This is a genomic window from Nonomuraea sp. NPDC049400 (assembly GCF_044466425.1).
Taxonomy (GTDB): Bacteria; Actinomycetota; Actinomycetes; order Streptosporangiales; family Streptosporangiaceae; genus Nonomuraea.
Genome location: NZ_JBITMP010000049.1, coordinates 19803 through 33336 on the forward strand (window position 1 = coordinate 19803; position 13534 = coordinate 33336).

The 13534-nt window shown below is 71.2% G+C and carries 19 protein-coding genes and 1 tRNA gene; 8 read left to right on the plus strand and 12 right to left on the minus strand.

Translation table 11 applies throughout. The features are described 5' to 3' along the window. Positions 1-4 precede the first annotated feature (4 nt). Positions 5-1411 (plus strand): PLP-dependent aminotransferase family protein, encoded by a 1407-nt coding sequence (locus ACIBVN_RS47240; RefSeq protein WP_397147106.1) that lies wholly within the window; start codon positions 5-7, stop codon positions 1409-1411. A 13-nt stretch (positions 1412-1424) separates the two neighbouring features. Next, on the plus strand, positions 1425-1625 hold the full coding sequence (locus ACIBVN_RS47245) for a DUF4236 domain-containing protein (protein ID WP_397147108.1): 201 nt from the start codon (positions 1425-1427) through the stop codon (positions 1623-1625). A 5-nt stretch (positions 1626-1630) separates the two neighbouring features. On the opposite strand, the gene ACIBVN_RS47250 is transcribed toward ACIBVN_RS47245, so the two are convergent. After that, the gene (locus tag ACIBVN_RS47250) at positions 1631-2635 is read right to left on the minus strand and encodes a helix-turn-helix transcriptional regulator (protein ID WP_397147110.1); all 1005 of its coding nucleotides are present in this window, start codon (positions 2633-2635) and stop codon (positions 1631-1633) included. Between the two features lie 90 nt (positions 2636-2725). On the opposite strand from ACIBVN_RS47250, the gene ACIBVN_RS47255 reads away from it, so the two are divergent. After that, positions 2726-3118 carry a VOC family protein gene (locus ACIBVN_RS47255; protein ID WP_397147112.1) on the plus strand — a complete coding sequence of 131 codons (393 nt, stop codon included), beginning with the start codon at positions 2726-2728 and terminating at the stop codon, positions 3116-3118. A gap of 20 nt (positions 3119-3138) precedes the next feature. Continuing rightward, positions 3139-3666, plus strand: a complete 528-nt coding sequence (locus ACIBVN_RS47260; protein ID WP_397147114.1) for a nucleoside-triphosphatase — start codon at positions 3139-3141, stop codon at positions 3664-3666. On the opposite strand, the gene ACIBVN_RS47265 is transcribed toward ACIBVN_RS47260, so the two are convergent. Continuing rightward, the gene (locus tag ACIBVN_RS47265; RefSeq protein WP_397147116.1) at positions 3654-4085 is read right to left on the minus strand and encodes a GNAT family N-acetyltransferase; all 432 of its coding nucleotides are present in this window, start codon (positions 4083-4085) and stop codon (positions 3654-3656) included. The genes ACIBVN_RS47260 and ACIBVN_RS47265 overlap by 13 nt on opposite strands. Before the next feature lie 69 nt (positions 4086-4154). Here ACIBVN_RS47265 and ACIBVN_RS47270 point away from each other — a divergent pair, with 69 nt between their 5' ends. Then, positions 4155-4625: an AAA family ATPase gene (locus tag ACIBVN_RS47270; RefSeq protein WP_397147118.1), complete on the plus strand. Its 471-nt coding sequence runs from the start codon at positions 4155-4157 to the stop codon at positions 4623-4625. A 46-nt stretch (positions 4626-4671) separates the two neighbouring features. On the opposite strand, the gene ACIBVN_RS47275 is transcribed toward ACIBVN_RS47270, so the two are convergent. Then, positions 4672-4744, minus strand: a tRNA-Ala gene (locus tag ACIBVN_RS47275). A 74-nt stretch (positions 4745-4818) separates the two neighbouring features. Between ACIBVN_RS47275 and ACIBVN_RS47280 the strand changes: the two genes are divergently transcribed. Further along, positions 4819-5709 carry an RNA polymerase sigma-70 factor gene (locus tag ACIBVN_RS47280; RefSeq protein ID WP_397147120.1) on the plus strand — a complete coding sequence of 297 codons (891 nt, stop codon included), beginning with the start codon at positions 4819-4821 and terminating at the stop codon, positions 5707-5709. An 18-nt stretch (positions 5710-5727) separates the two neighbouring features. On the opposite strand, the gene ACIBVN_RS47285 is transcribed toward ACIBVN_RS47280, so the two are convergent. The 7 genes from ACIBVN_RS47285 to ACIBVN_RS47315 all read right to left on the minus strand — a co-directional run bounded on the left by ACIBVN_RS47285 (position 5728) and on the right by ACIBVN_RS47315 (position 10188). Further along, positions 5728-6258 carry a Clp protease N-terminal domain-containing protein gene (locus ACIBVN_RS47285; protein WP_397147122.1) on the minus strand — a complete coding sequence of 177 codons (531 nt, stop codon included), beginning with the start codon at positions 6256-6258 and terminating at the stop codon, positions 5728-5730. Positions 6259-6262: 4 nt separating this feature from the next. Then, on the minus strand, positions 6263-6478 hold the full coding sequence (locus ACIBVN_RS47290) for a helix-turn-helix domain-containing protein (protein ID WP_349451864.1): 216 nt from the start codon (positions 6476-6478) through the stop codon (positions 6263-6265). A gap of 55 nt (positions 6479-6533) precedes the next feature. Beyond that, positions 6534-7373: a metal-dependent hydrolase gene (locus ACIBVN_RS47295; RefSeq protein WP_397147124.1), complete on the minus strand. Its 840-nt coding sequence runs from the start codon at positions 7371-7373 to the stop codon at positions 6534-6536. Further along, positions 7370-8617, minus strand: a complete 1248-nt coding sequence (locus ACIBVN_RS47300) for a CynX/NimT family MFS transporter (protein WP_397147126.1) — start codon at positions 8615-8617, stop codon at positions 7370-7372. Before ACIBVN_RS47300 ends, ACIBVN_RS47295 begins: the two co-directional genes overlap by 4 nt. Positions 8618-8778: 161 nt before the next feature. Next, positions 8779-9417, minus strand: a complete 639-nt coding sequence (locus tag ACIBVN_RS47305) for an SRPBCC family protein (protein WP_397147128.1) — start codon at positions 9415-9417, stop codon at positions 8779-8781. 31 nt (positions 9418-9448) lie between these two features. Next, on the minus strand, positions 9449-9829 hold the full coding sequence (locus ACIBVN_RS47310; RefSeq protein WP_397147130.1) for a hypothetical protein: 381 nt from the start codon (positions 9827-9829) through the stop codon (positions 9449-9451). Beyond that, a complete protein-coding gene (locus ACIBVN_RS47315; protein WP_397147132.1) occupies positions 9826-10188 on the minus strand; it encodes a hypothetical protein in 363 nt (120 codons plus the stop codon). Before ACIBVN_RS47315 ends, ACIBVN_RS47310 begins: the two co-directional genes overlap by 4 nt. 439 nt (positions 10189-10627) lie before the next feature. On the opposite strand from ACIBVN_RS47315, the gene ACIBVN_RS47320 reads away from it, so the two are divergent. Next, the gene (locus tag ACIBVN_RS47320) at positions 10628-11122 is read left to right on the plus strand and encodes a DUF523 domain-containing protein (protein WP_397147134.1); all 495 of its coding nucleotides are present in this window, start codon (positions 10628-10630) and stop codon (positions 11120-11122) included. Here the strand turns inward: ACIBVN_RS47320 and ACIBVN_RS47325 are convergent. Continuing rightward, positions 11098-11478, minus strand: coding sequence for a hypothetical protein (locus ACIBVN_RS47325; protein ID WP_397147136.1), 381 nt, complete (start codon positions 11476-11478; stop codon positions 11098-11100). The two genes, ACIBVN_RS47320 and ACIBVN_RS47325, sit on opposite strands and share 25 nt — an antisense overlap. A 248-nt stretch (positions 11479-11726) precedes the next feature. Here ACIBVN_RS47325 and ACIBVN_RS47330 point away from each other — a divergent pair, with 248 nt between their 5' ends. Further along, positions 11727-13100, plus strand: a complete 1374-nt coding sequence (locus ACIBVN_RS47330) for a Dyp-type peroxidase (protein WP_397147138.1) — start codon at positions 11727-11729, stop codon at positions 13098-13100. Between the two features lie 54 nt (positions 13101-13154). On the opposite strand, the gene ACIBVN_RS47335 is transcribed toward ACIBVN_RS47330, so the two are convergent. Further along, entirely contained in the window at positions 13155-13508 is a 354-nt protein-coding gene (locus tag ACIBVN_RS47335; protein ID WP_397147140.1) for an SPW repeat protein, read from the minus strand. Between the last annotated feature and the right edge of the window lie 26 nt (positions 13509-13534).

Sequence of the window (13534 nt, forward strand, 5' to 3'; positions counted from 1 at the left end):
TCCTGTGCGGAAAAGTTGGGCCGGTTCCGGGGTGGACCTGCATCTCGAGGTCTCCGCCGCGGGCGGGCGGCGGCGCGGGCTGGAGGAGGCGCTGCGGCAGGCGGTCAGGGACGGGCGGCTGCCGCGCGGCACGCGGCTGCCCTCGACGCGAGTGCTGGCGGCCGAGCTCGGACTCTCGCGCGGCACGGTGAGCGCGGCGTACGACCAGCTCGTCGCCGAGGGTTACCTGATCACCCGGCCGGGCTCCGCCACCGAGGTCGCCGGCGTGACGCCGAGCGCGGCGACGCTTCCGCGGTCGTCCGGGCCCTCCCCGGCGCCGCTGCACGATCTGCGGCCCGGGCAGCCCGACGTGTCGGCCTTCCCCGCGCGCGCCTGGTTGCGGGCCACCCGGCACGTGCTCTCCACCGCGCCCGCCGAGGTCTTCGGCCCGTGCGACCCGCGCGGCCGGATCGAGCTGCGGGCGGCCCTGGCCGGCTATCTCGGCAGGACGCGCGGGGTGATCACCACGCCGGACCTGATCGTCGTCACGACGGGGTTCGTCCAGGCGCTCAACCTGCTCGCCCGCGTGATCGACGGGCCTTTCGCCATGGAGGAGCCGGGGCACGACTTCTACCGCGAGGTGGTGCGCCGGGCCGGGCGCGACACCGTGCCACTGCCCGTGGACGAGCTCGGCGCGCAGGTGGACACGCTCACCCCGGCCACCGCGGCCGCGATCGTCACGCCCGCGCACCAGTACCCCATGGGCGTGCCCCTGCACCCGGCCCGCCGCCGGGCGCTGCGCGAGTGGGGCGGGGTGGTCGTCGAGGACGACTACGACGGGGAGTTCCGCTACGATCGGCAGCCGGTGGGCGCCTTCCAGGGCACCGCGCCCGAGCACGTCGTGTACGTCGGCACCACCTCCGAGTCCCTCTCCCCCGCGCTCCGCCTGGCCTGGATGGCGGTGCCGTCCTCGCTGATCGGCCCGGTGACCGAGGCCAAGCTGTACGCCGACGCCCACACCGAGGTGCTCGGCCAGCTCGTCCTGGCCAGGATGATCGAGACCCACGACTACGACCGCCACATCCGCGCCGCCCGCCTGCGCTACCGCCGCCGCCGCGAGCTCCTGCGCGCCCGGCTCGGCCCGGGCCCGGACCAGCCGCTCCCCGGTGTCACCCTGCCCGGGGTGGCCGCGGGGTTGCGTGCCCTGCTCCTGCTCCCCGAGGGCGGCCCCACGGAGGAGGAGCTCCTCGCCGCGTGCGAGCAGCGCGGCATCGCGCTGCGCGGCGCCTCCCCGCTCTGGCGGGGCGCCGGCCGCGAGGGCCTGCTCATCGGGTACGCCGCCCCGCCGGAACGCGCCTACCCCCACGCCCTGGAAGCCCTGGTGCAGACGCTCGCCGGAACTGGGAGGCCGCGCCGGCCGTTGTCAAGGTGAGAGAAGGAGGGACATGGGCTGGCATTACCGAAAGACCATCAAAGTCGGACCGTTCCGGATCAACCTATCGCGACACGGCGTCAGTCACAGTTTCGGCAACCGGCGCTTCCACGTCACCACCACTCCCGACGGCCGCCGTCACGTCTCCGTACGCCTGCCCGGCGGCTTCCACGTCGGCAAGTCGTTCGGCGGCCGGCACTATCCGAGGCACTAGGCCGGTCACTGACCGTCTGACATAGCGCGGGCCGGACGGCGAGAGCCTCCGGCCCGCGCCTTTTCCTGGTCGCGGTAGCGCTCGACGAGCTCGGACCCGATCCTGGCCAGCTGGGACCGCACCTCATCCGGCTCCACGACCTCGACCCGCGAGCCCCACCCGGCCAGCTGCTCGGCGATCGTCAACGCCATCGGCGCCGCCACCCGCACCCTGACCCGCCCGTCCCGCTCGGTCTCCACGACCTCGCAGTGGCGGCCGAAGTGCGAGCGCAGCACCGGCAGGAACCGCTCGGCGATGAGCACGGTCGCGGTGACCAACGAGCGCCGCCGCTCCATCTCGTCCACGACCTTCCCCCACGCCTGCGACAGCTCGAACCCCTCCGGCCGTTCGAAGGTCAGCTCCGTCACGGCTGCCCCGGCGATCCGGTCCACCCGGAACGTGCGCTGCCCGGCCTCCGTGCCGGCCACCAGGTACCAGACGTCGTCCTTGTCCACCAGGCCCCAGGGATCGACCAGGCGGTGGGTGCGTTCGCGGGAGCGGCCCTCGTACACGAGCCTGACCTTGCGGCGCCGTACGGTGGCGCTCTGCAGGACCTCCACCAGCTCGGGGCGGTCACGATCGCGCTCACCCCAGGGGGCGGGGTCGACCACCACGGCGTCCGCGGCGGCCTCGGCGTCGGCCCTGAACGTCTGGGGCAGGGCGCGCAGCAGCTTGCGCAGCGCGGACTTGACCTCGGGCGCGGCGGACGCGGCCGGCCCCGCCAGCAGGAACAGCGCCTGGGCCTCGTTCGCGGTGAGGCCGCTGAGGTCGGTCCTGGCGCCGCCCAGCAGCGACCAGCCGCCCCCGCGCCCGGCCTGCGGATAGACCGGGATGCCGGCGGCGGACAGCGCTTCGAGGTCGCGGCGCGCGGTGGCCACGGACACTTCCAGCTCCGTGGCCAGCTCGGCCGCGGTCACCCGGCCACGGGCCTGCATGAGCAGCAGGACGGCGACAAGTCGATCGGCTCGCATGGTCAGAAATTCTCCCCGGAAAAGTGCTCATTTGATGAGCACTTTGGCAGGAAGAATCAATGACATCACCGGCAAGAAAGGACCAGACAGATGCTCCGCGGATTCGCCACCCTCAACTTCTACGCAGCCGACCTCGAGGCGGCCAAGGCCTGGTACACCGAGCTGCTCGGGCTCGAGCCGTACTACCAGGTCCCGGGCGGCTACATCGAGTGGCGCCTCGGCGACTACCAGCACGAGCTGGGCATCATCGACAGCCGCTACGCCCCGGCGGGCGCCACGGAGCGGCCCGGGGGCGCGATCATGCACTGGCACGTGGACGACGTCGAGGCCGCTTTCGAGCGCCTGCTCGCCATGGGCGCCAAGGAGTACGAGCCGATCACGAAGCGGGGCGAGGGGTTCGTCACCGCGTCCGTGACCGATCCGTTCGGCAACGTCCTCGGCATCATGTACAACCAGCACTACCTGGACATGCTCGGGAAGTGACAGTCTGCGATCCTGGACCTGTGTCCAGGCCGCACATCCTGCTCACCGCCCCGCCCCGCGCGGGCAAGACCACCGTCATCCGCCGCCTCGCCTCGCTGCTCGGGGCGGCGGGGGTGCCGGTGCGCGGGTTCCTCAGCGACGAGGTACGCGAGCACGGGCACCGGGTGGGTTTCGTGGTGGCGGAGTTCGGCGGGGACCAGGCGGTGATGGCGCACGTCTCCTGGGCGTCGGGGCCCAGGATCGGGCGGTACGCCGTCAACGTGCCCGAGTTCGAGCGCGTCGCGCTGCCGGCCCTGGACCGGGCGCTGGCCGCGCGCGGCGCGGTAGCGCTCGTCGACGAGATCGGCCCCATGGAGCTGCTGTCGCCCGCGTTCCTGCCGCGCTGCGCGGCGCTCTTCAAGGCCGACCTCGCGGTCGTGGCCACGGTCCACCAGCGCACCCGGCCCTCGCTGAAGGACTTCGCCGGGGCAGAGCTGATCACAGTGACGCCGGAGAACCGCGACTCACTCCCGGAAACCCTCAGCCGCCTGCTGGCTCAGGGATTGTGAACCCTCGTCCCGAAGGCGGACAGCCCCTGCTCGTGGTGCTCGATCAGGCCCATCCGCCGGTAGAAGGCGTGGTTGGCGGGCCCTTCAGTCGTGGATTCGTGGTCGGTGGTCAGCACGAAGTACCGGCAATGCGCGTACCGCTCCATCAGGTGCTCCATGAGCCGCCGCCCGATCCCCTGGCCGTGGTGCTCCTTGTCGACCAGCACCTCCTGCACGTAGCAGACGATCTCGTCATCGGACACCGTGCGCGCCAGGCCGAGCAGCTGCCCTGCCTCGTCCCTGGCGGCGATGACCAGGTGCGAGTTCGCCAGGCTCCGGCGCACCTTGGCGATGTCCTGCGTCCAGGGCTTCCAGCCCACAGAGTCGTACAGCCGGTAAAGCTCGGCCTCGTCGAACGTGGTCTCCTGAGAGATGATCACCAATTATGGGACTCCTCGGCATAGGTTGCTGCAATTGAGCTTATTGGGCCACGGGATTCGGGGGCGGACATGGGTGCGGGCCGGTTGATCCTGCTGTGCGGTCTGCCCGGCTCGGGCAAGACGACGCACGCCAAGCGCCTGGCCGCCGAGCTCCCGGCGGTCCGGCTGTGCCCCGACGAGTGGCTCGCGGGCCTCGGCATCGACCCCCACGACTCGGAGGCACGCGCCCGGCTGGAGCGACTGCTCTGGGAGCACGCGCGGGAGCTGCTGAGGCTCGGCCAGACCGTCATCCTGGAGTACGGCTTCTGGTCGCGCGCCGAACGCGACGAGCTGCGACTGGCCGCCCGCGCCCTGGGCGCCGCCGTCGAGCTGCGCTATCTCGGTGCCCCGCTGGAGGAGCTGCATCGCCGGCTGGAAGCACGCAACGCGAGCGGCGGCTGGGGCACGGTGCCGGTGAGCCGGGCCATGCTCGAGGAGTGGGCCACCATCTTCGAGCCGCCCGATCGCGCCGAGACAGCTCTGTACGACTCCGAGCGCTGACCCGAAACAGAAAGCCCGGGCACCAGGCCCGGGCGTTCATGTGGGGTGGAGCTATGGGGATTCGAACCCCAGACCTCCTCCATGCCATGGAGGCGCGCTACCAACTGCGCTATAGCCCCTTGCGATCACCAAGTGTATAGGAGTTCCGGAGCCCTCGTGTCACGCCGAGGCGCTGTGGTAGGTCTATGGGTTTATGCCGACCTTTGAGGAGCACCGGAGCCTGCTGACCGGCGTCGCGTACCGGATCCTCGGCAGCGTCGCCGACGCCGAGGACGTCGTGCAGGAGACGTGGTTGCGCTGGTCGGGAGTGGACCAGGAGGCCGTCGACGATCCGAAGGCGTACCTGGTCAGGGTGACCTCGCGGCTGGCCATCGACCGGTTGCGGTGGGCGAAGTCGCGGCGGGAGTCGTACGTCGGGCCGTGGCTGCCCGAGCCGATCAGCACCGCGCCCGACGGGGCCGAGCGGGCCGAGCTGGCCGAGTCGGTGGAGCTGGCGCTGCTCCTGGTGCTGGAGACGCTCTCGCCGCTCGAGCGGGCCGTGTTCGTGTTGCGGGAGGCGTTCGACCTGCCGTTCTCCGAGATCGCGGAGATCATCGGGCGGGCCGAGCCGGCGACCAGGCAGCTGGCGCGGCGGGCGCGGGACCACGTTCGGGAGCGGCGGCCCCGGTTCGACGTGGACAGGGACGAGCGCAGGCGGATCACCGAGCGGTTCATCGACGCCGCCGCCGGCGGCGACATCGACGGGCTGATCAAGCTGTTCGCGAGCGAGGTCACGATGGTCAGCGACGGCGGCGGCAAGGCACGGGCCGCGCTCCGGGTCATCACCGGCGTCGACAACGTCAGCCGGTGGCTGGTGTCGATCAACTCTCCCGCCAACATCGCGAGCTTCATGGCCTCGATCGGCATGGCGGGCATTTCGGACCTCTCCTTCGGGGTGGCGACCATGAACAACGCCCCTGCGATGGTCATCTCCGCGGGGGGACGGGTGATCACGGTCGCCTCGCTGCTGATCTCCGACGAGAAGATCGACACGATCTACCTCATCGCGAATCCGGAGAAGATCTCCCACCTGCAGCCCGTCTGAGGCATGCGGGGACGCGGGTCAGGCGGTGCGCCTGGCAGGCATGCGGGCTTCGCGTACCAGCGCGGAGAGGTCCACCCCCGCGTCCCTGAGGATCGCGGCGGCACCGTTCGTGTGGTCGGCGAGCAGGCCCCACAGCAGGCACTGCCCCGTGACGGGCCCGGGCCGCCACATGGCCACCTCGATCGCCTTCCTGGCGTGCATGGCCAGCGGGATCTCGCCCAGCGGCCCGTACAGGGTCACCCGCAACGGCCGCACCCGTGACCGCCGCAGGGCCCACAACCCGGGCGCGTCCAGGCCCGCCCTGGTGCGGCGGTGCACGGCGTCGAGGTCGATCCCGAGCGTGGCCAGCAGCGAACGTGCGTCGCCCACGTCCACCCGCGCCCGCACGTCGGCGGCGGAGACGGTGAAGGACCGCAGGGAGAACGGCCGCACCTCGGCCACCCCCAGCAGCATCAGATCGGCGTCGAGCGCGGAGCGCCCCGCGTCGAGCGCGAGCATCCCCGCCTTGACCACGGCCCTGCGGGCATCCTCGGTGAACCTGGCGAACACGCGGCTACCTCCCCGTCCTGCGAGCATGCTTGCGATGAGCCGACTGCCGCCGGACCCCCAGCGCGTCGGCGATCTGCTCCCAGGACCACCCCTGGGCGCGGGCGTTCGACACGTGCGTCGCCTCGAGCTCCTCCAGCAGGGTCCTGAGCGCGGCCACGGCCGCCAGCCCCACCCCTGGATCGCGATCGGCGGCCGCCTCGGCCAGCTCGGTGACTTCCATGACGTCAGCATGCGCTGACAAGCACCCGCTTGTCAACATATGCTGACGGAACCGATCAGATCCGCCGGTCCGGCAGGCCGCAGGTGGTGCGCATGGTCAGAGTCGCCTCGTCCAGCGTGAGCGCGACCTCGACCCGGCCCAGCTCGGCCGTGCTCGTGACGTGGGTGCCACCGCACGCCATGGACGCCTCGCCGTCCGGCAGCGAGCAGTGCCACGTACGGCGATCGGTCAGCTCCGGCCCCTGAATGTCCAGCCAGACCGGCGCGTCGGCGGCCACCCATGCCGCGAGCTGCTCGTTCGCCTGCCGGGCGACCTTCTCGAAGTCCACCCCGTCGGCGGAGAAGCCCTTCTTGCGCAGGGACTTGCCCAGGCGATAGACGTCCACGCTCCCGTGCGGGGCGATCCGCGACGAGACGATCGCCGCGTGGTCGAAGTCGGGGCGGCCGAGCGGGTCCGGCGCCGTCTCCTTGCGCCAGCGGTCGGCCAGGGCGGAGTTCAGGGCGAGGGCGGCCAGGTGGCAGACGGTGTGACCGGCCGAGACCGCCGCCCGGAAATCGGCGTCCACCTCGAGCTCCACTTCCGCCCCCACGGGCAGCGGCTCCTCGGTGACGTGGACCACGAGCCACTGCCGGCCCTCGGTGCCGCGCCGCACCGGAATGGACTCGCCGACGAGGACCTCGCCGGTGCTCGACTGGGCCCCTGTCACACAGTCGATCACCGGCAGGCCCCCGATCGTGCCCCGGTCGGCGGGCTGGTCGGGCCAGGCGTGGTTGAGGGGGTGGAACGGCGTCTCGGCGACGACGAGACCGTGCCGGTCCCCCACCGGCACGGTCCCGACGATCTGGGAACGGCCTCTGGTCCGGCCGTCGGGGAAGGTGACGAGCGTGGTTTTCACCCGTGCATCCTCGCAGGGGCCGCGTGCTCGTCCTCCAGGTAGCGGTTGCGGCCCGCGTACAGGCCGGTGAGGAGCTGGGCGAGCAGCACCACGAAGAGCAGCGTGAACGGCAGCGCCCACCCGCCGGTCACGTCGTGCAGCACGCCGACGAGGAGCGGACCGGCGCCGGCGATCAGGTAGCCCGCGCTCTGTCCGAACGCCGACAGCGCGGCCGTGGCCTCGGGCGTACGGGTGCGCAGGGCCAACATCACCAGCGCCAGCGGGAACGACCCCATGCCCACGGCGATGAGCACCACCCACACCAGCGCCAGGTCGGCGGGCCCGAGCCACAGCCCGAGGAACCCGGCCGCGTAGAACGCCACCAGCCCTACCACGACCGGGCGCTGGTCGCCGAAGCGGGAAGCGATCATGGGGACGGCGATCGAGACGGGGATGTTCAGCGCGGTGAACACGCCGAGGATCACCCCGGCCTGCGAGGTGGTGAACCCGCTGTCGGTGAGGATGGTGGCGAGCCAGCCGAACATGACGTACGCGATCAGCGACTGCGTGCCGAAGTAGATCGCGACCATCCACGCCAGCCTGCTCCGCAGGAGGCTGCGGATGCCCGCGTCCCGGCCGCCCGTGTCCCGCTCCGGCTCACTGCGCAGAAGCGCAAGCCACGGAATGGCGGCGACGGCGGCCAGGGCCGCCCACACGCCGAGCGCGATGTGCCAGTCGCCTGACGCGCGCTCGATGGGCACGGTCGCGGCGGCGGCCAGCATGGTGCCCGCCGCCAGGGCCGTGGTGTAGACGGTGGTCATGATCCCGGTACGGGCCGGAAAGTGGCGCTTGATCAGCGTCGGGATGAGCACGTTTCCGACCGCGCCACCGGAGAGCGCGACGGCGCTGCTCACCAGGAACACCGGGGCCGAGTCCACCAGCGACCTGACCAGCATGCCGGCGCCCAGAGTGACGAGGGCGAGCAGCAGCAGGCGGTGCTCGCCGACGCGCCTGGCCAGGGTGGGCGTGATCGCGCCGACGCTGGCGAAGGCGAGCACGGGCAGGGTGGTGAGCAGTCCGGTGCCGACACTCGACATGCCCAGCGCGCCCGTCAGCTGGTCGAGCAGAGGTCCTACGCTGGTTACGGCGGTGCGGAGGTTGAGTGCGGCGAGGACGATCCCCAGCACGAGGAGCCAGGCGAGAGGTCCGGTGTTGCTGCGGCGAGCCTCCTGGGCGAGCACGCTCATGTGGGGCTGGTCCTCCACTCATCAAGTCATAGGACGAATCGCCATGTTAACAGGACCGTAATGGCCGTTTATTCCTGGCCGTCCGGTCTGCTGAGGGATTGATGTCCTATGGCGTGATTGAGGGGAAGTGGCGCGGCCGGGCTGGCGGGGGTGCCGTCCCGGCCGGCCGTCGGGTCAGGTCACAGGACCGGACCGGCGCCCCCCGGGGGCTCGGGGCGGGGCGGGACCGGGCCGGGCGGTGGGAGGGTGCCACCGGGCCGGTGGTTCCCGCCGCCCACGGTGCCGGGCGGCACGTCCTGGCCGCCGCCCGGCCCGCCGGGCGGAGTCGGCTGGGTGGAGTCGTCGTACGTCGAGCCGCGCTGGTGCGGGCCCGGGACGTCGCCGCGCCAGCCGCCGGTCTCGCGGCCGCGTGACTCGATGAACTGCTTGAAGCGTGTCACGTCGTTGACCACGCGCAGGCGGACGAGCTGCAGCCAGTCCCCCGCCGTCTCCACGAAGCCCTCCGGGTCGTACTCCATCTGCAGCGTGACGCGGGTCCTCGAGTCGTCGAGGCGGTGGAAGGTCACCACGCCCGCGTGATGCGGTTTGTCGAGGGAACGCCAGGCGACCCGCTCGTCCGGGTGCTGCTCCGTGATCTCGGCCTCGAACTCCCGCCTGACCCCGGCGATCTCCGCCACCCAGGCCGTACGCGTGTCCCCGATCTGCTTGACCGACTCCACGCCCTCCATGAATTCGGGGAAGCTCTCGAACTGGGTCCACTGGTTGTAGGCCACCCTGACGGGGACCTCGACGTCCACTGAATGTTCGATCGTACTCATGGCAGGTTCCACTGCCCGAGCACTCCGCGAGCTAACGCCTGCGCCGCAGGACCCAGTAGAGGCCCACTACAGGGAGCACGAGCGGGATGAAGACATAGCCCTTGCCGTACGCCGACCAGACCGTCTCGTCGGGGAAGGCGGCCGGGTCGAGCAGGCTCAGCGTGCCGATGACCAGCACGCCCACCAGCTCGATGCCCAGGGCCACCAGGGCGAAGCGGCGGGCCCCGCGCCAGAGCGCCACGGTGAGCGCGATGTAGACGGCGGCCGCGAAGGCCGACAGCGAGTACGCCACGGGCGCCTCGTCGAACTTGCTCACGATCTGGACGGCCGCACGGGCCCCGGCGGCCAGCGAGAACAGCCCGTAGACCGCGATCAGGGCACGCCCGGGACCGGTGCTGATGGAGGTGGTCACGCGCCCCCCTGCCAGATCTGCAGCAGCCGGCCCGTCATCACCGCGATCGCGAACCCGGCCACGACCAGGATCGCCGACCCCCACCTGCTCCGCTCGGCCAGCGCCAGGAACACCCCGGCGGGCGGGATCACCACCTGCCCGGCAATGTAGCCGAACAAGGTGACCTTCTCGTCGGGCCCTTCGCCCCCGGCCACCGCCGCGATCACGAAGCCCGCCTGGACGAGGATCGCCACCTCGAGCACGGCGAACCCGACCAGCAGGACCATGCCCATCGGCCGGTTGCGGATCGCGACCACCAGGCTCGCCAGCATGAGCAGCAGCGAGGCGACGATGACGATCGTGGAGACGACGGTGTTCATCGGGGCCAAGGCTATCCCCAGGGGGCGGCGGTCTACTTCCCGGGGAGCGCCCGCTCGATGCCGTCGAGGACCTCGGTCTGGTCGGTCGGGAGCGTCTCTGATCAGCTGGGCGATCCTGCGTCGGGCATAGTGACAGGGATCGTTTCCCACCGAAGAGGGGAGGCATGGACGTGGAGGTGGAAGCCTGCGCCCAATGCCGTGCCGCGTGGTTGATGTCCCCTGGTGGGTGTGCTGATCGTTGTCCCGTCCTGGTGCCGGTGCGCTGCGCGGGGCAGTCGGTGCCGGTCCGTTGGTGCGGGTCCCTCCGGGCGCTGGCCAGCAGGACCCCAAGGTCGTGCTGGGGAGGGTGGATCGGTGAGACGCTGGTGTACGCGTTCGGCGTCGCGATCGCGCTGGCGGCCGTCTCGCTGGTGCCGACAGCGCTCATAGGATCGAAAGCATGGAGAGGATCCTCGTCAGCGCCTGCCTGATGGGCCGCCGGGTGCGCTACGACGGCCGCGCCAAGACCAGCGCGGACGCCCGGCTGGCCACGTGGCGCGAGGAGGGCCGCCTGGTGCCGCACTGCCCGGAGGTGGCGGGCGGGCTGCCGATCCCGCGCCCGGCCGCGGAGATCGAGGGCGGCGCGGGCGGCGCGGCCGTCCTGTCCGGCGCCGCCCGCGTGCTGGCGAGCGACGGGTCGGACGTCACGGCCGAGTTCGTGGCGGGCGCCGAGTCGGCGCTCGCGGTGGCGCGGTCGTCCGGCGTCCGGCTGGCGGTGCTGAAGGAGGGCAGCCCGTCGTGCGGCGCGCTGTCGGTCTACGACGGCACGTTCACGGGCCGGCGCAGCCCGGGGCAGGGCGTCACGACGGCCCTGCTTGAGCTGAACGGCATCCGCGTCTTCACCGAGGACCACATCGACGAGGCCGCCGACTACCTGCGGACCCTGGAGACGTAGAAGGATCCCGCCAGCCCGGCGGCGAGCACGGCCGCCATCGCGCTGTGATACCAGCCGAGCAGCGCGCTCGCCGGGCCCGCCCCGAGCGCCAGCGCCAGGATCCCCAGCAGCACCCCGGCCAGCGCGGCCGCGTGACTGTAGATCAGCCCGTCCCACGCCCAGGTCCGCCCGGCCAGCACGCCGTACGCCCCGGCGAGCATGGCCCCCGCGCACAGCGTCTCCACGATCGCGGCCGGCACGATCACCGGCTCGGCCACCGGGCCGAACGCGATCCCGGCGTGCATCAGCGCGAAACAGAGGAAGATCAGCGCGTAGAGCAGCGACAGCCGGCCCAGAGCCCTGCGGAGTGCGTCCATGGGGTCCACCGTCGCATCGGGCGGTAGCCGCGTAATCGTCCCTGGGGAGGCGGCGCGGATACCGCGTCCGCAGTAGATCGCCCTGAATCGGGAAATCCAACTGGCCCCTTTTGGGGAAACTTTCTCGCGTTCTCGCGAGTCGTATAAGTGGGGCGCTTATGAACATACGGGGATTCACGAGAAACATTCCTCGTGCGGCGCGTCAGGGGGCCCGATTTCAACATCGAAACGGGGAAAGGGACTCGGCAATGCCTGTCGACCTGAACAACGCACAACCTCTGGCCTGGGACTCGGCCAAGCTCGACGCGGACACCAAGGCGATGCTCGACAATCTCCAGCCGAACATCCTGCGCGCACACGTGCGCGAGCACCTGTCCGTGCTGTTCGTCAGGTTCAACGACGTCAAGGAGGGGAGGGCGTTTCTGCGGCACGTCGCGACCACCAAGATGAAGTCGGCGCGCAAGCACCTGGAGGAGGTGCGCGACTTCGGCGCGAAGGGCCGCCGCGGCACGCCGTACGTGGGCATCGGCATCAGCAAGGCCGGATACCGCGACCTCGGCCACTCGGTCGAGGAGGTACGCAAGTTCGGGGACAAAGTCTTCCGTGACGGCATGAAGCGGCGCATCGCGGAGGTCAACGACCCGAAGGTGGAGGAGTGGGAGCGCACGTACCAGCGGGAGATCCACGCCGTCATCCTGATCGGCGACGCGGAGCCGGGGCCGGTGGCGGCGCTGCGCGAGGAGATCCTCGGCGCACTGCCGGAGAGCGCGCGGCTGCTCGGCGAGGAGACCGGGCAGGGCATGCGCAACCCCGCCGGCGACGGCATCGAGCACTTCGGGTACGTGGACGGCCGCAGCCAGCCGCTGTTCGTGAAGGACGAGGTGGACAAGGAGCCGAAGAAGCACTGGAACCCGGCGTTCCCGCTCAGCAACGTCCTCGTGCCCGACCCGTTCGCGCCGAACCCCAGCCGTCACCACGGCAGCTATCTGGTGTTCAGGAAGCTGGAGCAGAACGTGCGGGCGTTCAAGGAGGTCGAGCGGGACCTGGCGGACAGCCTCGGCCTGGTCGGCGCCGACCGCGACCGGGCGGGCGCGATGCTCGTCGGCCGGTTCAAGGACGGCACTCCCGTGACCAGCAAGCCGAAGGCGGCCGGCGGGCCGGTGAACAACGACTTCACGTTCGACGGCGACGACGAGGGAACCAAGTGCCCGTTCAGCGGGCACATCAGGAAGACCAACCCCCGCTCGTTCGGGCGCGAGGTGCTCATGGCACGGCGCGGGCAGACGTACGGGGAGCGCACCGACGAGCCGTGGGACGACTCGCCGCCGGAGACCCGGCCGAGCGGTGAGGTGGGGCTGCTGTTCATGGCGTTCAACGGGAGCCTGCTCAGCCAGTTCGAGTTCACCCAGCAGTCGTGGGCGAACAACCCCGACTTCCTCAACCCGGCGACCGGCCACGATCCGGTCATCGGGCAGGGCGAGCGGGACATCAAGGTGACCTTCCCCAAGGTGTGGGGCAAGCCGGAGATGTCCACCCCGCAGACGCAGGTGGCTCAGACGGTGACGATGAAGGGCGGCGAGTACTTCTTCGCGCCGTCGCTGGCGTACCTCCGCAACCTGTAGGACCGCGCAGCTGAAAGGCCGGGCCCGTTCGTGGCCCGGCCTTTCGGTGAGTGACTAGTGCGGGAGCACACGGCGGTGTGCCGCCCGGCTGGCGGGCACCGCGGTCAGGCTGAGCACCACCGTGACGACGCCCACGATCCAGGACGTCCACGACGCGCCGCGCTCCTGGGTGTAGGTCATGACCCATGGGGCGACGAACATGAGCACGCCCCAGAGCGTGTTCAGCCACTCGGTCGCGACCAGACCTGGCCTGGCGAGCGACGCGAGCGAGGTGAGCGCGATGAGGACACCCAGCACGATCAGGGACATCCCGGCGCCCGAGGCGCTTGGGGTCCAGATCGGGGAGAGTGCCGCGTAGAGGCCGGCGACCAGGGTTACCCAGTCCTGCCAGCGTGACCATGCCTTCATGAGAACCTCCGCCAACGGCGTTTGCG